General features: G+C 68.8%; 21 protein-coding genes and 2 tRNA genes. 20 read left to right on the plus strand and 3 right to left on the minus strand.

The window, feature by feature from the left end; translation table 11 throughout:
• Positions 1 to 9: 9 nt before the first annotated feature.
• Positions 10 to 2,082 carry an excinuclease ABC subunit UvrB gene (uvrB, locus tag MRBLWO14_RS16190; protein WP_341934109.1) on the plus strand — a complete coding sequence of 691 codons (2,073 nt, stop codon included), beginning with the start codon at positions 10 to 12 and terminating at the stop codon, positions 2,080 to 2,082.
• A 17-nt stretch (positions 2,083 to 2,099) separates the two neighbouring features.
• Positions 2,100 to 2,432: a TfoX/Sxy family protein gene (locus MRBLWO14_RS16195; RefSeq protein ID WP_341934110.1), complete on the plus strand. Its 333-nt coding sequence runs from the start codon at positions 2,100 to 2,102 to the stop codon at positions 2,430 to 2,432.
• An 82-nt stretch (positions 2,433 to 2,514) separates the two neighbouring features.
• Here MRBLWO14_RS16195 and MRBLWO14_RS16200 read toward each other — a convergent pair whose 3' ends face one another.
• The gene (locus MRBLWO14_RS16200) at positions 2,515 to 2,760 is read right to left on the minus strand and encodes a hypothetical protein (RefSeq protein WP_341934111.1); all 246 of its coding nucleotides are present in this window, start codon (positions 2,758 to 2,760) and stop codon (positions 2,515 to 2,517) included.
• A gap of 38 nt (positions 2,761 to 2,798) precedes the next feature.
• Between MRBLWO14_RS16200 and MRBLWO14_RS16205 the strand changes: the two genes are divergently transcribed.
• The 16 genes from MRBLWO14_RS16205 to MRBLWO14_RS16280 all read left to right on the plus strand — a co-directional run bounded on the left by MRBLWO14_RS16205 (position 2,799) and on the right by MRBLWO14_RS16280 (position 18,773).
• Positions 2,799 to 3,239: a MarR family transcriptional regulator gene (locus MRBLWO14_RS16205; RefSeq protein WP_341934112.1), complete on the plus strand. Its 441-nt coding sequence runs from the start codon at positions 2,799 to 2,801 to the stop codon at positions 3,237 to 3,239.
• Positions 3,240 to 3,301: 62 nt separating this feature from the next.
• Positions 3,302 to 4,054, plus strand: a complete 753-nt coding sequence (locus MRBLWO14_RS16210; RefSeq protein WP_341934113.1) for a DUF4129 domain-containing protein — start codon at positions 3,302 to 3,304, stop codon at positions 4,052 to 4,054.
• On the plus strand, positions 4,051 to 4,527 hold the full coding sequence (locus tag MRBLWO14_RS16215; RefSeq protein ID WP_341934114.1) for a hypothetical protein: 477 nt from the start codon (positions 4,051 to 4,053) through the stop codon (positions 4,525 to 4,527). The genes MRBLWO14_RS16210 and MRBLWO14_RS16215 overlap by 4 nt, the downstream gene beginning before the upstream one ends.
• A complete protein-coding gene (locus tag MRBLWO14_RS16220) occupies positions 4,524 to 5,489 on the plus strand; it encodes a MoxR family ATPase (RefSeq protein WP_341934115.1) in 966 nt (321 codons plus the stop codon). The genes MRBLWO14_RS16215 and MRBLWO14_RS16220 overlap by 4 nt, the downstream gene beginning before the upstream one ends.
• Positions 5,486 to 6,799 carry a DUF58 domain-containing protein gene (locus MRBLWO14_RS16225; protein ID WP_341934116.1) on the plus strand — a complete coding sequence of 438 codons (1,314 nt, stop codon included), beginning with the start codon at positions 5,486 to 5,488 and terminating at the stop codon, positions 6,797 to 6,799. Before MRBLWO14_RS16220 ends, MRBLWO14_RS16225 begins: the two co-directional genes overlap by 4 nt.
• A complete protein-coding gene (locus MRBLWO14_RS16230) occupies positions 6,796 to 7,377 on the plus strand; it encodes a hypothetical protein (RefSeq protein WP_341934117.1) in 582 nt (193 codons plus the stop codon). Before MRBLWO14_RS16225 ends, MRBLWO14_RS16230 begins: the two co-directional genes overlap by 4 nt.
• Positions 7,378 to 7,386: 9 nt before the next feature.
• Entirely contained in the window at positions 7,387 to 10,275 is a 2,889-nt protein-coding gene (uvrA, locus tag MRBLWO14_RS16235) for an excinuclease ABC subunit UvrA (protein WP_341934118.1), read from the plus strand.
• A complete protein-coding gene (gene uvrC, locus MRBLWO14_RS16240) occupies positions 10,275 to 12,179 on the plus strand; it encodes an excinuclease ABC subunit UvrC (RefSeq protein ID WP_341934119.1) in 1,905 nt (634 codons plus the stop codon). Before uvrA ends, uvrC begins: the two co-directional genes overlap by 1 nt.
• A 44-nt stretch (positions 12,180 to 12,223) precedes the next feature.
• Complete coding sequence (rapZ, locus tag MRBLWO14_RS16245) at positions 12,224 to 13,096, plus strand: RNase adapter RapZ (RefSeq protein ID WP_341934120.1); 873 nt, start codon at positions 12,224 to 12,226, stop codon at positions 13,094 to 13,096.
• A gap of 68 nt (positions 13,097 to 13,164) precedes the next feature.
• Positions 13,165 to 14,142 (plus strand): DNA-binding protein WhiA, encoded by a 978-nt coding sequence (gene whiA, locus MRBLWO14_RS16250; protein ID WP_096715625.1) that lies wholly within the window; start codon positions 13,165 to 13,167, stop codon positions 14,140 to 14,142.
• 184 nt (positions 14,143 to 14,326) lie between these two features.
• A complete protein-coding gene (locus MRBLWO14_RS16255) occupies positions 14,327 to 14,953 on the plus strand; it encodes a superoxide dismutase (protein WP_251588751.1) in 627 nt (208 codons plus the stop codon).
• Positions 14,954 to 15,068: 115 nt separating this feature from the next.
• Positions 15,069 to 16,079, plus strand: a complete 1,011-nt coding sequence (gap, locus tag MRBLWO14_RS16260; protein WP_341934121.1) for a type I glyceraldehyde-3-phosphate dehydrogenase — start codon at positions 15,069 to 15,071, stop codon at positions 16,077 to 16,079.
• 10 nt (positions 16,080 to 16,089) lie between these two features.
• A complete protein-coding gene (locus tag MRBLWO14_RS16265; protein WP_341934122.1) occupies positions 16,090 to 17,304 on the plus strand; it encodes a phosphoglycerate kinase in 1,215 nt (404 codons plus the stop codon).
• The gene (gene tpiA, locus MRBLWO14_RS16270) at positions 17,295 to 18,086 is read left to right on the plus strand and encodes a triose-phosphate isomerase (RefSeq protein ID WP_341934123.1); all 792 of its coding nucleotides are present in this window, start codon (positions 17,295 to 17,297) and stop codon (positions 18,084 to 18,086) included. The genes MRBLWO14_RS16265 and tpiA overlap by 10 nt, the downstream gene beginning before the upstream one ends.
• An 85-nt stretch (positions 18,087 to 18,171) precedes the next feature.
• Positions 18,172 to 18,420, plus strand: a complete 249-nt coding sequence (gene secG / locus MRBLWO14_RS16275) for a preprotein translocase subunit SecG (RefSeq protein WP_050723792.1) — start codon at positions 18,172 to 18,174, stop codon at positions 18,418 to 18,420.
• Positions 18,420 to 18,773, plus strand: coding sequence for an RNA polymerase-binding protein RbpA (locus MRBLWO14_RS16280; protein ID WP_341934124.1), 354 nt, complete (start codon positions 18,420 to 18,422; stop codon positions 18,771 to 18,773). Before secG ends, MRBLWO14_RS16280 begins: the two co-directional genes overlap by 1 nt.
• Positions 18,774 to 18,847: 74 nt before the next feature.
• Here MRBLWO14_RS16280 and MRBLWO14_RS16285 read toward each other — a convergent pair whose 3' ends face one another.
• Positions 18,848 to 20,050 carry a hypothetical protein gene (locus MRBLWO14_RS16285; RefSeq protein WP_341934125.1) on the minus strand — a complete coding sequence of 401 codons (1,203 nt, stop codon included), beginning with the start codon at positions 20,048 to 20,050 and terminating at the stop codon, positions 18,848 to 18,850.
• A gap of 113 nt (positions 20,051 to 20,163) precedes the next feature.
• Positions 20,164 to 20,234 (minus strand) — tRNA-Gly (locus MRBLWO14_RS16290).
• Positions 20,235 to 20,355: 121 nt separating this feature from the next.
• Here MRBLWO14_RS16290 and MRBLWO14_RS16295 point away from each other — a divergent pair.
• A tRNA-Pro gene (locus MRBLWO14_RS16295) sits at positions 20,356 to 20,429 on the plus strand.
• Between the two features lie 63 nt (positions 20,430 to 20,492).
• Positions 20,493 to 21,962, plus strand: coding sequence for a trigger factor (gene tig / locus MRBLWO14_RS16300; protein WP_341934126.1), 1,470 nt, complete (start codon positions 20,493 to 20,495; stop codon positions 21,960 to 21,962).
• Positions 21,963 to 21,975 lie beyond the last annotated feature (13 nt).

A 21,975-nucleotide genomic window follows, 5' to 3' on the forward strand; every position in this document is an offset into this window, starting at 1 on the left:
GCTTGATGTATGCAGACCACCCGCAGCGTCCGACCGTTCGAGGTCATCAGCGAGTACGCCCCGGCCGGCGACCAGCCCCAGGCGATCGCGGAGCTCGCCTCGCGCATCAACGCCGGCGAGACCGACATCGTGCTGCTCGGCGCCACCGGTACGGGCAAGTCGGCGACCACGGCCTGGCTCGTCGAGCAGGTACAGCGTCCGACGCTCGTCCTCGCCCACAACAAGACCCTCGCCGCACAGCTGGCGAACGAGTTCCGCGAACTCATGCCGAACAACGCGGTCGAGTACTTCGTCTCGTACTACGACTACTACCAACCGGAGGCGTACGTTCCGCAGACCGACACCTTCATCGAGAAGGACTCGTCGATCAACGCCGAGGTCGAGCGTCTGCGCCACTCGACGACCAACTCTCTGCTGAGCAGACGAGACGTCGTCGTTGTCTCGACCGTGTCGTGCATCTACGGACTCGGAGCGCCGGAGGAGTACCTGCGCGCCATGGTCGCGCTGCAGGTGGGGGAGCGGTACGACCGCGACGCCCTCATCAGGCAGTTCATCGCAATGCAGTACAACCGCAACGACGTCGACTTCTCGCGGGGCAACTTCCGCGTGCGCGGCGACACGATCGAGATCATCCCGGTGTACGAGGAGCATGCGATCCGCATCGAGCTCTTCGGCGACGAGATCGAAGCCCTCTACTCGCTGCACCCGCTGACCGGAGAGGTGATCGAGAAGCTCGACTCCGTACCGATCTTCCCTGCGTCCCACTACGTCGCAGGCACCGACGTGATCCAGCGCTCCATCGGCACGATCGAGCACGAGCTCGAAGAGCGTCTGGCCGAGTTCGAGCGCCAGGGCAAGCTCCTCGAAGCGCAGCGCCTGCGCATGCGCACCACATTCGACCTCGAGATGCTGCAGCAGCTCGGCTTCTGCTCCGGCATCGAGAACTACTCGCGGCACATGGACGGTCGGATGCCGGGCGAGCCCCCGCACACGCTGCTGGACTTCTTCCCCGACGACTTCCTGCTGGTGATCGACGAGTCGCACGTCACGGTTCCGCAGATCGGCGCGATGTACGAGGGCGACGCGTCCCGCAAGCGCACGCTCGTCGACCACGGGTTCCGGCTGCCCAGCGCGATGGACAACCGGCCGCTGCGCTGGGATGAGTTCAAGAACCGCGTCGGACAGACCGTGTACCTGTCCGCCACGCCGGGCAAGTACGAGATGGGTATCGCCGACGGGGTGGTGGAGCAGATCATCCGCCCGACCGGCCTCGTCGATCCGCATATCGTCGTCAAGCCGTCGAAGGGACAGATCGACGACCTGCTCGAAGAGATCCGGGTCCGTGTCGAACGTGACGAGCGCGTCCTCGTCACGACACTGACGAAGAAGATGGCGGAGGAACTCACCGACTTCCTCGGTGAGCACGGGGTGCGGGTTCGCTACCTGCACTCCGATGTCGACACCCTGCGCCGCGTGGAACTCCTCAGCGAGCTGCGGGCCGGCGTCTACGACGTGCTGGTCGGCATCAACCTCCTCCGAGAGGGACTCGACCTGCCGGAGGTGTCGCTGGTGGCGATCCTCGACGCCGACAAGGAGGGCTTCCTCCGCTCGGGCACGTCGCTCATCCAGACGATCGGTCGTGCCGCGCGAAACGTGTCTGGCGAGGTCCACATGTACGCCGACAACATGACGGACTCGATGGCCAAGGCCATCGAGGAAACCGATCGACGTCGCGACAAGCAGATCGCCTACAACAAGGAACACGGCATCGATCCGCAGCCGCTGCGCAAGCGCATCGCCGACATCACCGAGGTCCTGGCTCGAGAGGGCGCAGACACGGCCGACATGCTGGCCGGGCGCGGCAAGGCGTCGGGCAAGGGCAAGTCCCCGACGCCCAACCTGCGTCGTACGGGGATCGCGGCGGAGGGGGCTCAGCAGCTCGAGGCGACGATCGAGGATCTGTCGAACCAGATGCTCGCCGCCGCCGCCGAGCTCAAGTTCGAGCTCGCGGGTCGTCTGCGCGACGAGGTGCAGGACCTGAAGAAGGAACTGCGGGCCATGGAGCGTGCCGGGCACGCCTGAGCGGAAGGCCTCTGACGATGGATGCTGCCGGAGAAGAGCTCGCGGACCGGGTGCGGGCGCTGCTGACGCTGGGCGGAGACGTCGAGGAGAAGCGGATGTTCGGCACCCGGGCTTTCCTCGTCGACGGCCACATCCTCGTCGGTGCGCGCTCGGCGGGAGTGCTTCTGGTCCGAGTGCACGAAGAGACCGGCGCGGCGCTGGTCGCGCGACCGGGTGTGACGACCGCGGTGATGGGTCCCCGCACGATGGGAACCGGCTGGCTCGACGTCGCACCCGAGGCGACCGCCGACGACGAGGCGCTCGCGTTCTGGCTGGACATCGCGCGGGAGGACGCCGACCGACAGGAGTGACGGTCGACCGGTCCTGACGACCGGTAGCGCCTGGCGCCCTGTGGAACCGGGCCGCTCAGGGGCGGATCGACCTCGCCGCTGTTCAGGGGCAGTGCACGAGGGTCTTCGGTCCCGATCGATCGATGACGTGAGTGCTCATCGGGGCACCGCACAGCGGGCAGGCACGTTCGGCGCGCTCGGCCGCGCTCGGCGGCGGAGTCTTCTCGTACGGGCCGACCGAGGCCGGCCCGGCGAAGCGGATCAGGTTCGAGTTGACCCACGAGTAGAGACCGCCGGCGGCGCGGATGCGGTCGCGGAGGGGAGCACGCTCGGGGTTCGTCATGTTCATTAGTGTACTAACGATTAGTGGTCTTGTATAGTGGCGGCATGGCGACCTCCGACGACCTCCTGCGACTCGAGAACCAACTGTGCTTCGCCCTCGTCACCGCGGCGCGCAACGTCGTCGCGATCTATCGACCGATCCTCGAACCGCTTGGTCTCACTCACCCGCAGTACCTCGTGATGCTCGCACTGTGGGAGCGCGCTCCGCGGTCGCTGAACGACCTCGCGTCGGACCTCGCACTCGAGCCCGCGAGCGCATCGCCGCTCGTGAAGCGTCTCGAGACGGACGGTCTCATCGCGCGCCTCCGGAGTGCGGAGGACGAGCGTCGCCTCGACATCACGCTGACGGACGCGGGGAGGGGGCTCCGCGAGCGCGCCCTCGATGTGCCGCGCCAGGTGATGGAGGCGGTCGGGATGGATGCCGCGGGGATCGCCGATCTGCGCGACGGCCTCACGCCGTTCGCCGGGCGCCGGGTCGACGTCTGACCCGCACCGGACATTCCTCTCGGCATCCCGCCCCACCGGTGCCCCCACTCTAGGGTGGAGGCATGTCGCGCGCCGTCCGAGAAGAGGCTGAGGCCACGCGACAGCGCCGTCCGCTCGGCCGTGTCCTGCTCGGACTCGTCTCGATCGCCGGCTTCTTCGCGCTGCTGATGTTCGCTTCCGCGCTGCAGGGGTATCCGGTCTTCGCGCCTGCGCAGGATTCGGGCGCCGCCGTCACCGTCACACCCGAGCCGCAGCCCGAGGTGACGCAGGGACCGCTGCCTGAGATCCCGCCGCAGGAGGACTCGCCGGTTCTCACGGCCATCGCGATCGTGGTGGCGGTGATCATCGGGGCCGCGATCCTGCTCATGCTGTTCTTCGGCATCCGTCTTCTGGTCCGTACGCTGCGCGGACTGTGGCGTGACCGGCCCCTCGCACGCCGCGTCGCCGCTGAGGTCTCCGTGGGTGGTGCGGAGACCGAGGCGCCGTCGTCGGAGCCCGAGGCAGAGGTCGTGCGCCGCGGTGTCGCGCAGGCGCTGCGGGCGATCGGTGACGGAGCCGAGCCGGGCGACAGCATCATCGCGGCCTGGCAGGGGCTCGAAGAGACCGCGGCCGACGCGGGAGTCGTGCGAGCACGCAGCGAGACGGCCGCCGAGTTCACGGTGCGGATCCTCGCGCATCGTCCATCGACGTCGGACGAGGTCGCGACGCTGCTGCGCCTCTTCGAGGACGTCCGCTTCGGGGGTCGCGTGGCGGATGAAGCGGACCGGCGTACCGCGATCCGCTGCCTGCGGGCGATCGAGGAGGGGTGGCGGTGAAGAAGCGGGCTGTCGTCATCGGGCTCGCAGCCCTGCTCGTGGTGTCGGTGCCGCTACTGCTGTCGATGTTCGGTGTGCCCTTCGACTTCGCGCTCTCCTGGGCGCTGATCGTCGTGGTCCTGATCGCGGTGACGCGGCAGGCGTTCACGGACGAGAGCGCCTCATGGCCGCCCCCGCCGCCGTCGCAGCCCGTGCGCGGCTCGGAGGTCGCGCGCCTCGCCTGGTCGATCAACTCCCGGACGGGGATCGCCGGCCATGCAGTCGTGAGACGGATCGACCGAGTCCTCCGCCGACGCCTCGCCCGGTGGGGCCTCGACCCCGACGACCCCGACCATCACGAGCGCATCGACCTGCTGGTCGGCGAGGACGTGCGCACTCTCCTCCTGCGTCGTGAAGTGCGGCGCACCGACATCGAACGCGTGCTCGACGCGCTGGATCACCTTCCCCCTCGACCTCAGGAGACGAACCGATGACAGACGAGACCGCCACCATCGCCGAGGCCGGGCAGCGCATCCTCGACGGCGTCCGCACCGCCGTCGTGGGGATGGACGAACCGCTGACCATCGCACTGGCCACGATTCTCGCCGGCGGGCACGTGCTGTTCGAAGACGTCCCCGGCCTCGGCAAGACGCTGGCGGCGCGCAGCCTTGCCTCGGCGCTCGGGCTCGAGTTCCGGCGGCTGCAGTGCACGCCCGACATGCTCCCCGGGGACGTCACGGGGTCGTACGTGTACGTGCCTGCGACGGGTGAATTCGAGTTCCGCCCTGGCCCGCTGTTCACGGGCCTGCTGCTCGCCGACGAGATCAACCGGACGACGCCGAAGACGCAGTCGGCCATGCTCGAGGCGATGGCCGAGGCGCAGGTGACCGTGGAGGGGAACCGCTTCGCGCTGCCTTCGCCGTTCCACGTCATCGCGACCTCGAACCCCATCGAGTACGAGGGCACTTACGCGCTGCCCGAGGCGCAGCTCGACCGATTCATGGTGAGGCTCTCGGTCGGGTACCCCGCGGCCGAGGACGAGTCGCGGATCGTGCTCGAGCGGATGCGTCGACAGACCGCCGACGCCCCCGTCGCTCCGGTGATCGACGCGGCGCGTCTGCGCGGCATCCAGGCTGCCGTCGAGCGCATTCACGTCGACCCCGATGTCGTCGCGTACTGCGTCGAGCTGACGCGCGCGACAAGGCGAGCGGCCAACGTCGCGGTCGGCGCCTCGCCGCGCGGATCGCAGGCGCTCGTCCTGCTCGGCCGTGCGCTCGCCGCCCTCGACGGGCGCGGCTACGTCCGACCGGACGACATCAAGCGCATCGCGGTGCCCGTGCTCGCGCACCGGCTCACCCTGACGCCGCAGGCATGGGCACAGGGCGCCGACCCTGCGGCGGTCGTCGAGACGGCCGTCGCCCAGACGCCGGTGCCGCCGACGGTAGCCCCCCGATGAGCGACGACGCCCGCGCTGGCCTGCGGATGCCGCTGCGGTGGCGACGAGGTCCCGTGCTCGCGATCGCCGTGGCGGGGGCCGTCCTGCTGGCGGCGGTCGGTCTCGCGCTCTCGCGCCCCGATGTGATCGCGACCGGCCTCCCTCTCGCCCTCGGGGCGACCTGGATGCTGCTTCGCCGACCGACCGACGGCATGGCCCTCATCGCCCTGCGCGCGGCATCGCGGAAGCGCGGGGCGATGGCGGCTGCGCAGGGCTCGATCGACGTGGACACGCGGGCCGACTGGATGCAGCTCGCGATCGATCAGGACGGACGTCGTTCCGCGCTCGCCGAGGTCCGTCGGGGGAGTGCGGTCGCCCGGTCGACCGCCGTGCTGCGGCATTCCGGCCCGGTCGAGCTCCTCGCCGTCACGGCTCGCGCAGTGACGATGGACGGCGCGTGGCTGTCGGACGTGAGCGAGCGGGTCGCGCTCGACTGGCGGACGCCGCCGGAGATCCGTGAGCCGGGTGTCGTGCCGACCGGTCCGCGTCTGCGAGGCGTCCACGGCACGCATGAGGGGTCGCGTCCGGGCGACGGCGGCGACTTCCGCGACATCCACCCGTTCGCGCCGGGGGATCAGCTGCGGCGCATCGACTGGCGCGCCACGGCCCGTGCGGCGCGCAGGCCGGGCGATCTGCTGGTCCGCCGGTACGACTCGCTCAGCGACGCCTCGGTCGTGATCGCCCTCGACACGGCAGACGACCTCGGCACGGTGGTGGCGAGCTGGGGGCGATCCGACCCTGATCGCTCCGGCGTGACCTCGCTCGACCTCGGGCGCGAGGCGGCGCTCTCGATCGCCGCGGCGGCGATCGGATCGGGTGATCGGGTCGCGTTCCACGCGCTCGCCCCCGGCGGCCGCAGCCTGCGCTCGGGCGGGGGCTCGCGTCACCTCGCACGCCTGCGCGGTGTCGTGGCGGCGACCGGGGTCGGCGGAGAGGACGCCCACCTGCGACGGACGCCGGTCGTGCCGAACGGGTCGATCGTCTTCGTGCTCTCCACGTTCTCCGACGGGATCGCCGCTGTGCAGGCGACACGCTGGCGCGCCGCCGGGCATGCAGTGGTGGCGGTGGACGTGCTTCCCGAGCTCGACGCGGCGCGTCTCACCGTCGAGCATCGCGTGGCGATGCGGACCCTGCTCGCCGAGCGCACAGAGGTGCTGGCCGACCTGCAGCACGCGGGCATCGAGGTCGTGCCCTGGTCGTCGTCCGACCGCGAGGTGGGAATGCGTCTCGCGGCGATGAGGCAACGACGGGAGAGGGCGGGGCGACGATGACCGCGCGCTCGCAGACGCTCCGCGTTCCGGCGGCGGTGCCCGGCATCGTGCTCCGGCTCCTTGTCGTCGCCCTCGTCGCCGTGGGGGTGCTTCTGCTTATGCCGTACGCGCTCTGGCAGGGGATCGCGATCGCCGTCGCAGTCGCGGCGGTCTTTGTGCCGGCGTCGCTCGCGGCCTGGGCGGCCGCGGCCTGCCTCCCGCTCGGGCTGCTCGTCACAGAGCCGTCGGCCACGCGGACGGCCCTCGCGGTGCTGCTCGTGCACGCGATCCACGTCGTCGCGTCGCTCACGCTGGTGATCCCGGCCCGCTCGCGGGTCTCGCTGCTCGTGCTCGGCCCGAGCGCCCTGCGGTTCGCGGTCGTGCAGCTGATCGCCCAGCCCGTCGCGTTCGGAGTGCCGCTGCTCGTCGGCGCATCGGGGTGGGCGACCGCGAGCTGGCTCGCCCCCGCGGCTGCCGGCTCGCTCATCGTGGGACTGGCGGTGGCGCTGACGGCTCTGAGGCGGGCGGACGCCGAGTCTCGGTCGCTTCCCAGCCCCGCAGAGCCCCTCGGCGGAGCCAATGTCCGTGGCCCCTCGTAGACTTGACCAGTGCCAATCGTCCCCGTCGCATCCCCAGGAAAACTCAGTGTTCGCGGTGCCCGCGTCCACAATCTGAAGAACGTCGACATCGACATCCCGCGTGATTCGCTCGTCGTGTTCACCGGCCTGTCCGGGTCGGGCAAGTCGAGTCTCGCGTTCGACACGATCTTCGCCGAAGGGCAGCGTCGCTACGTCGAATCGCTGAGCGCGTACGCGCGCCAGTTTCTCGGTCAGGTCGACCGTCCGGACGTCGATTTCATCGAGGGGCTCAGCCCGGCCGTCTCGATCGACCAGAAGTCGACGAACCGCAACCCGCGATCGACCGTCGGCACGATCACCGAGATCTACGACTACATGCGACTGCTGTGGGCGCGCATCGGCATCCCGCACTGCCCCGAGTGCGGCGAGCGGATCCAGCGCCAGACCGTGCAGCAGATCGCCGATCAGCTCATGACGCTTCCCGAGCGCACGCGCTACCAGATCGTCGCGCCGATCGTCTCGCAGAAGAAGGGCGAGTTCGTCGACCTGTTCCGCGAGCTCGGCGCCAAGGGGTATTCACGAGCGATCGTCGACGGCGACCTCATCCAGCTGGCGGAGCCGCCGACGCTGAAGAAGAGCTACAAGCACGACATCGCGGTGGTGGTCGACCGCCTCGTGGCCTCCGACGACATCCTGGGCCGCGTGACCGACTCGGTCGAGACCGCCCTCGGTCTCGCCGGCGGCGTCGTGCAGGTCAACTACGTCGACGAGGAGGGCGACGCCGCGTGGCAGTCGTTCTCCGAGAAGCTCGCATGCCCCAACGGGCACCCGCTCAGCCTCACCGAGATCGAGCCCCGCACGTTCTCGTTCAACGCCCCGTTCGGCGCCTGCCCGGCCTGCTCGGGTCTCGGCACGCGCATGTCGGTGGACGTCGACCTCATGCTCGGTGACGAGGAGCTCTCGATCCGCGAGGGCGCGATCATCCCCTGGACCACCCAGGGCAAGGGACTGTTCCAGTACTACGAACGCCTGCTCGAGGGGCTTGCCGCCGACCTCAACTTCTCGCTCGACACCCCGTGGCAGGATCTCAGGGTCGACGTGCAGGATGCGATCCTCCGCGGCGACAACTACAAGGTGACCGTCAAGTGGAAGAACCGCTACGGCCGTGAGATGCGCTACGCCTCGGGGTTCGAGGGCGTCGTGCCGTACATCGAGCGGCAGTACGCCCAGGCCGAGTCCGACACGCAGCGAGCCCGCTGGGGGGAGTACCTCCGCGAGGTCCCGTGTCCTGTCTGCAACGGCGACCGTCTCAAGCCCGAGGTGCTCGCGGTGCAGGTGCACGGGCACTCGATCGCCGAGGTCTCGCACCTGAGCCTCGCCGACGCCCGCGCCTTCATGGAGACCCTCACCCTCACCGACCGCGAGGCGAAGATCGCTGCGCAGGTGCTCCGTGAGATCCGTCTGCGTCTCGACTTCCTGCTGCAGGTGGGCCTGTCGTACCTGAACCTCAGCCGTTCGGCAGGGTCGCTCTCGGGCGGTGAGGCGCAGCGCATCCGGCTCGCCACGCAGATCGGTTCCGGCCTCACCGGAGTGCTGTACGTGCTCGATGAGCCGTCGATCGGTCTGCACCAGCGCGACAACCGCCGGCTCATCAACACACTCCTCAAGCTCCGCGACCTCGGGAACACCCTCATCGTCGTCGAGCACGACGAAGAGACGATCGAGGCCGCCGACTGGGTCGTCGACATCGGCCCAGCTGCCGGTGTGAACGGCGGCGCGGTCGTGCACTCGGGTCCGTATTCGGCGCTGCTGAACGAGTCGGACTCGATGACCGGCGAGTACCTGTCGGGTGCCCGCGAGATCCCGACGCCGACGAAGCGCCGCAAGATCGACAAGAAGCGCAAGGTGAGCGTCGTCGGGGCGCGGGAGAACAACCTCAAGAACGTGAGCGTGGACTTCCCGCTCGGAGTGCTCACCGCCGTCACCGGCGTGAGCGGCTCTGGCAAGTCGTCTCTCGTGAACGACATCCTCTACCAGGTGCTCGCCTCGCGGCTCAACGGCGCGAGGACGGTTCCGGGCAAGCACACGCGGGTCTCCGGACTCGACAACCTCGACAAGGTCGTGCACGTCGACCAGGCGCCGATCGGTCGCACCCCGCGATCGAACCCCGCCACCTACACCGGCGTGTTCGACCGGATCCGGTCGCTGTTCAGCGAGACGCCCGAGGCGAAGGTGCGGGGATACCAGCCCGGCCGTTTCAGCTTCAACGTCAAGGGCGGGCGCTGCGAGGCGTGCTCCGGCGACGGCACCATCAAGATCGAGATGAACTTCCTGCCCGACGTGTACGTCGACTGCGAGGTGTGCCACGGCAAGCGGTACAACCGCGACACCCTGGCGGTGCACTACAAGGGCAAGAACATCGCCGAGGTCCTCGAGATGCCGATCGCGGAGGCGGCCGAGTTCTTCGAGCCGATCCAGGCGATCCACCGCTACATGAAGACGCTCGTCGACGTCGGTCTCGGATACGTCCGGCTCGGTCAGTCGGCCACGACGCTCTCCGGCGGCGAGGCGCAGCGCGTGAAGCTCGCCACGGAGCTCCAGCGCCGCAGCAACGGCCGCAGCATCTACGTGCTCGACGAGCCGACCACCGGTCTGCACTTCGAAGACGTCCGGAAGCTCCTGGAGGTGCTGAACGGACTCGTCGACAAGGGCAACACCGTGATCGTGATCGAGCACAATCTCGATGTGATCAAGTCGGCCGACTGGGTGATCGATCTCGGGCCGGAAGGCGGTTCAGGCGGTGGAGAGATCCTCGCGACCGGCACCCCCGAGCAGATCGCCCGGGTCGCGGAGAGCCACACCGGACAGTTCCTCGCCGAGATCCTGGATGAGGGGCGCTCTGCGCGGAAGGCCAGCTGATGGCCGACGTCCTCCCGTACAAGCCGAGGACCGGTGAGATCCCCACCGATCCCGGCGTGTACCGCTTCCGCGACGCCGATGGGCGTGTGCTGTACGTGGGCAAGGCGAAGAACCTGCGCCAGCGGCTGTCGAACTACTTCGCTCCGCTGCGCACTCTGCACGAGCGCACTCGACGGATGGTCACGACGGCAGCCTCCGTCGAGTGGACCGTGGTCCCGACCGATGTCGACTCGCTGCAGCTCGAGTACATGTGGATCAAGGAGTTCGATCCACCCTTCAATGTGCGCTACCGCGACGACAAGTCCTACCCGTTCATGGCGGTGACGCTCGGCGACGAGGCTCCGCGGGTGATCGTGACGCGAAACCGCAAGATCCCCGGCGCACGGTACTTCGGCCCGTACCCGAAGGTCTGGGCGGTGCACGAGACCATCGACCTGATGATCAAGGCGTTCCCGATCAGGACCTGCAGTGACGCGAGCTACAAGCGCGCCATGCAGACGGGGCGGCCGTGCTTCCCCGGGCAGATCGGCAAGTGCGGCGGACCCTGCTCGATGACGGTCACGATCGAGGAGCACCGGGCGATGGTCGACGATTTCGTCGCCTTCATGGCCGGTGGTGACGAGCGGTTCACCCGTGATCTGCGCAAGCGGATGCTGGCGGCGTCGGCCGCGATGGACTACGAGGCAGCCGCGAAGTTCCGCGACAAGCTGTCGGCCATCGAAGCGGTCCTGGGCAAGAGCGCGCTCGTGCTCGCCGCCGACGAAGACGCCGATCTGTTCGGCATCGCGGAAGACGAGCTCGCCGCAGCGGTGCAGCATTTCGTCATCCGCGGCGGGCGCGTGCGCGGTGTGCGGGCGCTGACGATCGAGAAGGAGATCGACATCTCCTCGGCCGACCTCGTCGACCAGGTGCTGCAGCGCGCCTACGGCGATGCGCAGGACGTGCCGCGACGCATCCTCGTGCCGACACTGCCCGACGACGCCGCCGAACTCGAGGAGTGGCTCCGCGAGCGACGGGGGAGGAAGGTCGAGATCGCCGTCGCCCAGCGCGGACAGCGAGCCGACCTTATGCGCACCGCGACGATCAATGCGCAGCAGGCACTCATCAGGCACAAGACCCGTCGTACGAGCGACTACGTCGCCCGCACCCAGGCGCTGACCGATCTGCAAGAGGCCCTCGGGATGTCCGAGGCACCGCTGCGCATCGAGTGCTTCGACATCTCGCACCTCGGCGGCACCAACGTCGTCGCCTCGATGGTGGTGTTCGAAGACGGTCTGCCGCGGAAAGACCAGTACCGGTCGTTCAATATCGCGGAGACGACCGACGACACCGACTCCATGTACCAGGTGCTCACCCGCCGCCTCGCCTACCTCGACAAGCCCGACGAGACCGAGGTCATCGATCCGACGACCGACGAGATCGTGGGGGAGGACGTCGGCGAGGCCACGGTCAAGCGACGGCCGCGATTCGCCTACCCGCCGCAGCTCCTGCTCGTCGACGGCGGCCAGCCGCAGGTCGAGGCCGCGGCGCGCGCCCTGCGCGACTCGGGTCACACCGAGATCGCCGTCTGCGGCATCGCCAAGCGGCTCGAGGAGATCTGGCTGCCCGGCGACGACTTCCCCGTGATCCTCCCTCGCACCAGCGAGGCCCTGTACCTGCTGCAAAGGCTGCGCGACGAGGCGCACCGCTTCGCGATCACGCATCAGCGCAAGCGTCGCAAGAACGACATCACGACCGTCCTCGCCGAGGTGCCGGGGCTCGGGGCCTCGCGCATCAAGGTCCTGCTCAAGCATTTCGGTTCGGTCACCGCGCTCCGCGCCGCGGCGCCGGGCGAGATCGAGCAGGTGCAGGGCATCGGTCCCGTCCTGGCCCAGAACATCCACACGCATCTCGCCACCCGGTAGTCCCGTTCTCGCTAGGCTGGAAGCGGTGGGGAGAAGGGGTAGAGATGACTGACGGGGACAAGGGCGAGTTCCTCATCGTCACGGGCATGTCTGGCGCCGGTCGGACGACCGTCGCCAACGCTCTGGAGGACCTGGGCTGGTACGTGGTCGACAACCTGCCGCCGCAGATCCTGCGGCCGCTGCTCGACCTCACCGACATGGGCGGCAACGCGCTTCCGAAGGTCGCGGCCGTGGTCGACGTGCGTGGTCGCAACCTCTTCGACGACTTCCCCGGCGTCGCCAGGGCGCTGCGTTCGCGCGGCTCCGTGCGCGTCCTGTTCCTCGACGCCTCCGACGACGTTCTCGTGCGGCGATTCGAGTCGGTGCGGCGTCCGCACCCGCTCCAGGAGGACGGGACGCTGCTCGACGGCATCCGCGTCGAACGGTCGCGCCTCGCCCCGATCCGCGAAGCCGCCGACATCGTGATCGACACGTCGGCGCTCAACATCCACCAGCTCGCCACGCAGGTGTCCGAGCTGTTCGCCGAGGAGGGAGCGCCGCGACACCGCGTGACGCTCATGAGCTTCGGCTTCAAGTACGGTCTCCCGACCGACGTCGACCTCGTCGCCGACATGCGCTTCCTCCCGAACCCGTTCTGGAACGAGGAGCTGCGCGGACTGACGGGGAAGGACGAGGAGGTCAGGGACTTCGTGCTGTCGCGCGAGGGAGCCGCCGAGTTCCTCGACGCGTACACGGCCGCGCTGACCCCGGTGCTCGAGGGCTACCAGCGCGAGAACAAGAGCCACTCGACCGTGGCGATCGGCTGCACGGGCGGCAAGCACCGCTCGGTCGCGATGGTCGAGGAGCTGGCCCGCCGGCTCGCCGCGGTGCCGGGCGTGGCCGTCAACGTGCGTCATCGCGACCTCGGCAGGGAATAGCAGAGGCCTCCGCCGGAGTAGGCTGGAGGTTTGCGTCGCGATCCGGCGCGTGAGCGTAGAGGAGTGTCGTGGCACTAACCACCGACGTCAAGGCTGAGCTGGTCAGCATCCGCAATGCACCCCCGACGGTGCGTGTCGCGGAGGTCACATCGATCCTGCGGTTCGCGGGCGGGCTGCATTCGATCGCCGGACGGGTCGCCGTCGAGGCGGAGGTGGATGCCGAGGTGCTGGCGCAGCGCGTCGCGCGCGACCTCGCGGAGATCTACGGGGTCCGTCCCGAGATCGCCCAGGTCCAGTCGAGCACCGCGAACGACGGTGCCCGCTGGGCTGTGCGTGTGATCGCCGCGGGGGAGACCCTCGCTCGTCAGACCGGGCTGCTCGACCAGCGCCGGCGTCCGGTCCGTGGACTGCCCAACCGCCTTACCACCGGGTCGCGTGCCGAGGTCGCCGGTCTGTGGCGCGGCGCCTTCCTCGCCGCGGGAACCCTCAGCGAGCCCGGCCGCTCGGCCATGCTCGAGATCGCCTGCCCGTCGTCCGAGGCAGCGATGGCCCTCGTCGGCGCTGCGCACCGCCTCGGCGTCGCCGCCAAGGCGCGCGAGGTCCGCGGCATGCCCCGCGTCGTCGTCCGTGAGGGCGAGGCCATCCGCACGATCCTGGCCGAGATGGGCGCGCAGAAGACCGCCGTCGCGTGGGAGGAGATGCGTCAGCGTCGCGAGGTCCGCGCCGGCGTCAACCGTCTCGTGAACTTCGACGACGCGAACCTGCGCCGCTCCGCGCAGGCCGCCGTCGCGGCGTGCGCCCGTGTCGAGCGAGCTCTCGAGATCCTCGCCGACGAGGTGCCCGACCACCTGCGGGTGGCCGGCGAGCTGCGCCTCGCGCACCGCGACGCGAGCCTCGACGAGCTCGGTCACCATGCCGACCCGCCCATGACGAAGGACGCCGTCGCCGGCCGCATCCGTCGCCTCCTCGCGATGGCGGACAAGCGCGCCCAGCAGGAGGGAATCCCCGGGACCGAGGCCGCGGTGCCCGCCGGACTCGACGTCTGACCCGAGCGGAAGAGAAGAGAGGCGATCCCTGTCAAGGGGTCGCCTCTCTTCGTCATACGGCGGAAGGATCAGGGGTGACGATGTGTTGTCCTCACTAGGATGAGTTACGTCTGCTCCGCACCGCATTCGGCAGCGCGGAGGATCGGCAAGCGCCGCGGCGCGGCGCGGATTGGATGAAAGCGACATGGCGACCTACACGCTCCCCGACCTTCCCTACGACTTCGCAGCCCTCGAGCCGCACATCAGCGGCAAGATCATGGAGCTGCACCACGACAAGCACCACGCCACCTACGTCGCCGGCGCGAACACCGCGCTCGAGCAGCTCGCCGAGGCGCGTGAGAGCGGCAACCTCGCAAACGTGAACAAGCTCGAGAAGGACCTCGCGTTCAACCTCGGTGGTCACGTCAACCACTCCATCTTCTGGACGAACCTGTCGCCGAACGGCGGCGGCCAGCCCGAGGGTGAGCTGAAGGCCGCCATCGACGAGTACTTCGGCTCGTTCGAGAAGTTCCAGGCCCACTTCACCGCTGCTGCCACCGGCATCCAGGGCTCCGGCTGGGCCGTGCTGAGCTGGGACTCCATCGGCCAGCGTCTCATCATCCAGCAGCTGTTCGACCAGCAGGCGAACACCGCGCAGGGCACGATCCCGCTGTTCCAGCTCGACATGTGGGAGCACGCCTTCTACCTCGACTACCTCAACGTGAAGGCGGACTACGTCAAGGCCGCGTGGAACATCGCCAACTGGGAGAACGTCGCCCAGCGCCTCGAGGTCGCCCGCGAGAAGACGAACGGCCTGCTGGTACTGTCGTAATCGGGTCGCGTCCCGACGGGCCTGGTCTCGTCGGGACGCCATCTCAGCCAAAAACCCCCGCGCATCGCGCATGCACGATTGCTGCGCACAGCGCACGAGAAACAGGGAGACCTGAGTGTCTGTCAAGATCGGTATCAACGGCTTCGGCCGCATCGGACGCAACTACTTCCGCGCGGCTCTCGCGCAGGGCGCTGACCTCGAGATCGTCGCGGTCAACGACCTCACCGACAACAAGACCCTGGCGCACCTGCTGAAGTACGACTCGGTCGGCGGCGTCCTCGACGCCGAGATCAGCTACGACGACGACAGCATCACCGTCAACGGCAAGGCCATCAAGGCGTTCGCCGAGCGCGACCCCGCCAACCTCCCGTGGGGCGAGCTGGGCGTCGACATCGTCATCGAGTCGACCGGCTTCTTCACCAAGGCCGAGGCCGCCAAGAAGCACATCGACGCCGGCGCCAAGAAGGTGCTCATCTCCGCTCCCGGGTCGGGCGTCGACGCGACGTTCGTCATGGGCGTGAACGAGGACACCTACGACCCCGCCGCGCACCACATCATCTCGAACGCGTCGTGCACCACGAACTGCCTCGCCCCGCTCGCGAAGGTGTTCAACGACGAGTTCGGCATCGACCGCGGCTTCATGATGACGGCCCACGCCTACACGGCCGACCAGAACCTGCAGGACGGTCCGCACAGCGACCTCCGTCGCGCCCGCGCCGCCGCCATCAACATCACCCCGGCGTCGACCGGTGCGGCCAAGGCGATCGGCGAGGTCCTTCCGGAGCTCAACGGCAAGCTCAGCGGCTCGTCGTACCGCGTGCCGGTCCCCACCGGATCGATCGTCGACCTCACCCTCATCACGGACCGCGAGAACCTCACGGTCGAAGAGGTCAACGAGGCCTACAAGCAGGCTGCGGCCGACGGCCGCCTGGCCGGCTACCTGCAGTACAACGCCGACCAGATCGTCTCGAGCGACATCGTGCACAACCCGCACTCGTCGATCTTCGACTCGACGCTGACCAACGTCAGCGGCAACCTCGTGAAGGTCTCCAGCTGGTACGACAACGAGTGGGGCTACTCCAACCGTCTCGTCGACCTCACCGAGTACGTGGCCGAGCGTCTCTGAGACACCTCCCATGACTCTGCGCACCCTGGATTCACTGGGTTCGCTCGAGGGCAAGCGCGTCATCGTCCGTTGTGATCTCAACGTCCCCCTGCGGGACGGGGTCATAACGGACGATGGCCGTGTACGCGCCTCGCTGCCGACCCTCAACGCCCTCATCAACGCGGGCGCCCGCGTCGTCGTGTGCTCGCACCTCGGTCGTCCCGATGGCGCACCCGACCCGCAGTACAGCCTCGAGCCGGTTGCGCAGCGACTGTCCGAGCTGCTCGGCAAGCCGGTCGCGTTCGCCCGTGACACGGTGGGGGAGTCGGCACACGAGGCCGTCTCCTCGCTGGAGGACGGCGGCGTCGTCGTCATCGAGAACCTGCGGTTCAACCCGGGGGAGACCTCGAAGGACGACGAGGAACGAGGCGCGTTCGCCGCGCAGCTCGCCGAACTCGGTGACGTGCTCGTCTCGGACGGCTTCGGCGTCGTGCACCGCAAGCAGGCGAGCGTCTACGACCTCGCCGAGCGGATCCCCTCCGCGGCCGGTCTGCTCATCGCCGCCGAGCTCGACGTGCTCGACCGCCTCACCGAGAACCCCGAGCGCCCGTACGCGGTCGTGCTTGGTGGCTCGAAGGTCAGCGACAAGCTCGGTGTGATCTCGCACCTCCTCCCGCGCGTCGACCGCATCCTCGTCGGCGGCGGGATGCTGTTCACCTTCCTGAAGGCGCAGGGCCACGCCGTGGCATCCAGCCTCCTGGAAGAGGACCAGCTCGAGACCGTCCGCGGCTACATCGCCGAGGCGGAGAAGCGGGGCGTCGAGCTCGTCCTCCCGACGGACGTCGTCGTGGCGTCCGCGTTCTCGGCCGACGCCGACCACGAGGTCGCCGCGGCCGACGCGATCGAGGACACCGCGTTCGGTGCCTCGGGCATCGGCCTCGACATCGGACCGGAGACGGCGGCGCGCTTCGCCGAGGTCATCCGCAGCTCGAAGACCGTGTTCTGGAACGGCCCGATGGGCGTGTTCGAGTTCCCGGCGTTCGCCGCGGGCACCAAGGCCGTCGCGCAGGCGCTCACCGAGGTCGACGGCCTCAGCGTCGTCGGCGGTGGCGACTCGGCTGCCGCCGTGCGTCAGCTCGGCTTCGCCGACGACCGTTTCGGTCACATCTCAACGGGCGGCGGCGCCAGCCTCGAGTTCCTCGAGGGCAAGAAACTACCCGGCCTGGAGGTGCTCGGATGGCAGTGAACAGCCGTACCCCGCTGATCGCGGGCAACTGGAAGATGAACCTCGACCACCTGCAGGCGGTCGCGTTCGTGCAGAAGCTGCACTGGACGCTGAAGGACGCGAAGCACGAGGACGGCTCGGTCGAGGTCGCGGTGTTCCCGCCCTTCACCGACATCCGCAGCGTGCAGACGCTCATCGACGCGGACAAGATCCCGTTCGCGCTCGGAGCCCAGGACCTGTCCGCGCACGACTCCGGTGCCTACACCGGCGAGGTGTCGGGCGCGTTCCTGTCGAAGCTCGACGCGAAGTACGTCATCATCGGCCACTCGGAGCGCCGTGAGTACCACGCCGAGTCCGACGAGGTCGTGGCGGCGAAGACCAAGGCGGCGCTGAAGCACGGCCTCGTACCGGTCATCTGCGTGGGCGAGACCTCGGAGGACCTCGAGAAGTTCGGCGCGAGCGCGGTTCCGGCCGGCCAGCTGGAGAAGGCCCTGCAGGGGCTCTCGAAGGACGCCGACATCGTCGTGGCCTACGAGCCCGTGTGGGCCATCGGCTCCGGTCAGGCAGCCACGCCGCAGCAGGCGCAGGACGTCTGCGCGGCCCTGCGCGGTGTCATCGCGAGCGTGCTCGGCGATGACGCGGCGGCGCGCACGCGCATCCTCTACGGCGGATCCGTGAAGGCGGCGAACATCGCGAGCTTCATGCGTGAGCCCGATGTCGACGGCGCCCTCGTCGGAGGCGCGAGCCTCGTGGTCGACGAGTTCGCAGCCATCATCCGCTTCGAGAAGCACGTCGGAGTATGAGCGAGTGCGGCGGGGCTCCGGTCCCGCCGCACCGTATACTTGACCGTTACGGGGGCAGTCGTGCCCCAGCGAAAGGCTCTTCCTCGTGGAAATTCTCGAGTTCGTCCTGCAGGTCGTGCTGGGTATCACCAGCGTCCTGCTGACCCTCCTCATCCTGCTCCACAAGGGGCGCGGCGGCGGCCTGTCCGACATGTTCGGCGGCGGCATGTCGACGGCGGTCGGATCCTCCGGCCTCGCCGAGCGCAACCTCAACCGCTTCACCGTGATCCTCGCTCTGGCGTGGTTCGTGGCGATCGTCGCGCTCGGACTCATCACGAAGTTCGAGGTGATCTGATGGCTACCGGCGGCAACGCGATCCGCGGCACCCGCGTGGGTTCCGGACCGATGGGCGAGCAGGACCACGGCTACCACGCCGACCGTATCGCCGTGTCGTACTGGGATGGTCTCGGCAATGAGACGGTCCGCTACTTCGCGGCAGGTCTCCCCGAAGAGGAGATCCCCGAGATCATCGACCACCCGCAGTCGGGACTCCCGGCCGGTCGAGACAAGGCGAACCCTCCTGCTCTCGCGAAGACCGAGCCCTACAAGACGCACCTCGCCTACGTGAAGGAGCGTCGCACCGACGAGGAGGCCGTCCAGCTCCTCGAGGACGCCCTCGCGCAGTTGCGTGAGCGTCGGGGGCAGTGACCTCCCTCTGACCGGCACTGAGGCCGCCGCGATCCGATCGCGGCGGCCTCAGTCGTACCGCGGGAGCGTCTCGCTCAGCGGCAGGCGTAGGAAGCGTCGATGTACGACTGCGGCGGGTAGCCGTAGGCCCAGACGCCGTTCGCATCGTCGGTGAACCCCATGCCGATGGCCCAGGCGGTCGCCCACTTCTCGATGCTGTCCTGGGTCGACGAGTCGTACATGTCCTCGCACTTGACGCTGATGGCGTGGCCTACCTCGTGCGCGACGAGCGCCTTGCTCCGATCCGCCGGCCACTGCTCGGCGACCGAGTTCGACAGCTCGATCACGGCACGATCCGGCTCGTCCCACCACCACGTGGTGAGACCGCCCATGCTGCCGTTCTCGCCGGCGTTGTTGACGATGGGGTTCCAGTCGAACTCCAGCAGGACGCCGGGTGCGAGCGACCGTGCGAAGGCCTCGATCTCGAGACGGGCACCCAGCAGCGGACCTGCCTTCTCGGCGAGCTCGGTCTGCTCCGAGGCGACGACCTGCGCGGCGGCATCCTGCAGGGCCACGAACGAGGGCACCGTGAGGTCGTCGAGAGTCGCCGCGCCGGAGACGTCGGACGCCGCATCCCTCAGCGCGATGATGTCGAGGTTCTTCGCCGAGACGTGAGCGGCCTCGAACGCGGTCGCCGCGGTCGCCGCTGATGCGAGGAATCCGAGTCCGGCCTCTTCCACCGACGTGCCGGCGTCGGCGAGCCCGGGGACCTCGGCATCGAGCTCGGCGACGAGCTGATCGAGGTCGTCGGCGTCCTGGTCGAGCTCGTCGGTCTCGCCGAAGAGCTCCCAGAAGAAGGTCGGCTTCGGGTCGGCATCCGGGAGCGAGACTGCGGCGTGGTCCGACGCGGCGGAGGCGAGATCGCCCGCCTCGGTGACGGCCGCACCGAGCGCCTCCTTCGCCGCGGGGTCGGTCAGGACGCCGGTGTCGCTCTGGAGCAGCTGGTTCGCGATCTCGGAGGTGGCCGTCAGCGCATCGCTGGACTGCTGCAGGTTCGTGACAGAGACCTGAGCGCTGTCGCGAGCGGACTCGAAGTTCGCCTCCGCGTCGTCGTAGCCGAGGTTCGCGGTCGTCTGCAGGGCCGCGACCGCACCGATCGCGACGACTCCGACCGCCAGGCCGATCCAGAGTCCAGGACGACGCTTCCGCGGTGCCCGCGTCGGCGAGGCCCCGACGATGTGCGCGGGGAGCTCGTGACCGCCCCACGGGGAGACAGGGGTGCCGAGAGGGGCTGTCATGCGGTGGAACCTCCGGAGAAGGATGCGGCGTACATCGACTCTGCCAGAGAAACACCGATCGACATGAAGAAAATGCAGAAGGCCTCCGCATCTCTGCGAAGGCCTTCGAAGCGAGGGGGTGACGGGAATCGAACCCGCGCAATCAGTTTGGAAGACTGAGACTCTACCATTGAGCTACACCCCCGGACCCGTCGCACTGCTCGGGGACCGATCGGCGACGTGCACCGACTGTTCGATCATAGCGGACGGTCGAGGGTGCTCCCGTCCGTTAGACTCGGTGGGGCTGAATCTGCGTGCGGATTCCCCGGGGCGTAGCTCAGTTTGGTAGAGCGCCCGCTTTGGGAGCGGGAGGTCGCAGGTTCAACTCCTGTCGCCCCGACACGGCTCGACAAAGCCTGGCAGCCGCGATTCAGCGCGGAAATCACAAGGAGAACACACCAGCATGGCGAACAGCACCGTCGAGAAGCTGACCCCGACCCGGGTCAAGCTCAGCATCACGGTCACCCCCGAAGACCTCAAGCCCAGCATCTCGCACGCCTACGAGCACATCGCGCAGGACGTCCAGATCCCCGGCTTCCGCAAGGGCAAGGTTCCCGCCCCGATCATCGATCAGCGCATCGGACGCGGCGCCGTCATCGAGCACGCCGTGAACGAGGGCCTCGACCGCTTCTTCCGCGACGCGACCACCGAGCACAAGCTCCGCGTCGTCGGCCGTCCGTCGGCCGAGATCATCGAGTGGCCGAGCGAGAAGGACTTCTCGGGCGATCTGCTCGTCGACATCGAGGTGGACGTCCGCCCCGACATCGAGCTCCCCGACTACGCGGGCATCACGCTGACCGTTGACGCCGTCGAGGCGGACGACGCGGCGCTCGACGCCGAGCTCGAGAACATGCGCGCACGCTTCGGCACGCTCGTCCCCGTCGACCGCCCGGCCGCGAAGGGCGACTTCGTCGAGCTCGACCTGGTCGCCACGATCGACGGCGCCGAGATCGACCGCGCCGAGGGCGTCTCGTACGAGGTCGGCTCCGGCGAGCTGCTCGAGGGCATCGACGACGCGATCGAGTCGCTGACTGCCGGTGAGGACACCACGTTCCGCTCGACCCTCGTCGGCGGCGACCACGCCGGCTCCGAGGCCGAGGTCGCCGTATCGGTCAAGGCCGTCAAGGAGCGCGAGCTCCCCGAGGCCGACGACGACTTCGCGCAGATCGCGAGCGAGTTCGACACGATCGCGGAACTCCGTGAGAGCCTCGCCGAGCGCGTCTCGCAGCAGGGCGTCTTCACGCAGGGCTCCGCCGCCCGCGACAAGCTCGTCGAGACCCTGCTCGAGCAGATCGAGATCCCGGTCCCGCCGCAGCTCATCGAGGACGAGGTGCACAACCACCTCGAGGGCGAGGGTCGTCTCGAGGACGATGTGCACCGCGCCGAGGTCACCGAGGCGAGCGAGAAGCAGTTCCGCACGCAGGTGCTGCTCGACACGATCGCCGAGCAGGCCGACGTGCAGGTCTCGCAGGAGGAGCTCTCGCAGTACCTCATCCAGTCCGCCGCGCAGTACGGCATGGCTCCGCAGGAGTTCGTCGAGGCGCTGCAGTCGTCGAACCAGCTCCCCGCCCTCGTCGGCGAGGTCGCACGCAACAAGGCCCTCGCGATCGCGCTCGGCAAGGTGAAGGTCGTCGACACCAACGGCAAGGCCGTCGATCTGTCCGACTTCATCGTGACCGACGACGAGGCCGCTGACGAGGCCGAGACCGAGGCCCCGGCCGAGGAGAAGCCGGCCAAGAAGGCTCCGGCCAAGAAGGCTCCCGCGAAGAAGGCCGCCGCCAAGAAGGACGACGCCGACGCCGAGGAGAAGCCGGCCAAGAAGCCCGCCGCCAAGAAGGCTCCGGCCAAGAAGGCTGCTGACAAGGGCGAGTGATCGATCACGATCT

It is taken from the genome of Microbacterium sp. LWO14-1.2, assembly GCF_038397715.1.
Classification (GTDB): Bacteria; Actinomycetota; Actinomycetes; order Actinomycetales; family Microbacteriaceae; genus Microbacterium.

Excerpts from the sequence above, each read along its gene's own strand:
- uvrB (WP_341934109.1), top strand. The coding sequence starts at position 10 with ATGCAGACCACCCGCAGCGTCCGACCGTTCGAGGTCATCAGCGAGTAC.
- MRBLWO14_RS16195 (WP_341934110.1), top strand. The coding sequence starts at position 2,100 with ATGGATGCTGCCGGAGAAGAGCTCGCGGACCGGGTGCGGGCGCTGCTG.
- MRBLWO14_RS16200 (WP_341934111.1), bottom strand. The coding sequence starts at position 2,760 with ATGAACATGACGAACCCCGAGCGTGCTCCCCTCCGCGACCGCATCCGC.
- MRBLWO14_RS16205 (WP_341934112.1), top strand. The coding sequence starts at position 2,799 with ATGGCGACCTCCGACGACCTCCTGCGACTCGAGAACCAACTGTGCTTC.
- MRBLWO14_RS16210 (WP_341934113.1), top strand. The coding sequence starts at position 3,302 with ATGTCGCGCGCCGTCCGAGAAGAGGCTGAGGCCACGCGACAGCGCCGT.
- MRBLWO14_RS16220 (WP_341934115.1), top strand. The coding sequence starts at position 4,524 with ATGACAGACGAGACCGCCACCATCGCCGAGGCCGGGCAGCGCATCCTC.
- MRBLWO14_RS16225 (WP_341934116.1), top strand. The coding sequence starts at position 5,486 with ATGAGCGACGACGCCCGCGCTGGCCTGCGGATGCCGCTGCGGTGGCGA.
- MRBLWO14_RS16230 (WP_341934117.1), top strand. The coding sequence starts at position 6,796 with ATGACCGCGCGCTCGCAGACGCTCCGCGTTCCGGCGGCGGTGCCCGGC.
- uvrC (WP_341934119.1), top strand. The coding sequence starts at position 10,275 with ATGGCCGACGTCCTCCCGTACAAGCCGAGGACCGGTGAGATCCCCACC.
- rapZ (WP_341934120.1), top strand. The coding sequence starts at position 12,224 with ATGACTGACGGGGACAAGGGCGAGTTCCTCATCGTCACGGGCATGTCT.
- MRBLWO14_RS16255 (WP_251588751.1), top strand. The coding sequence starts at position 14,327 with ATGGCGACCTACACGCTCCCCGACCTTCCCTACGACTTCGCAGCCCTC.
- MRBLWO14_RS16265 (WP_341934122.1), top strand. The coding sequence starts at position 16,090 with ATGACTCTGCGCACCCTGGATTCACTGGGTTCGCTCGAGGGCAAGCGC.
- tpiA (WP_341934123.1), top strand. The coding sequence starts at position 17,295 with ATGGCAGTGAACAGCCGTACCCCGCTGATCGCGGGCAACTGGAAGATG.
- MRBLWO14_RS16280 (WP_341934124.1), top strand. The coding sequence starts at position 18,420 with ATGGCTACCGGCGGCAACGCGATCCGCGGCACCCGCGTGGGTTCCGGA.
- MRBLWO14_RS16285 (WP_341934125.1), bottom strand. The coding sequence starts at position 20,050 with ATGACAGCCCCTCTCGGCACCCCTGTCTCCCCGTGGGGCGGTCACGAG.
- tig (WP_341934126.1), top strand. The coding sequence starts at position 20,493 with ATGGCGAACAGCACCGTCGAGAAGCTGACCCCGACCCGGGTCAAGCTC.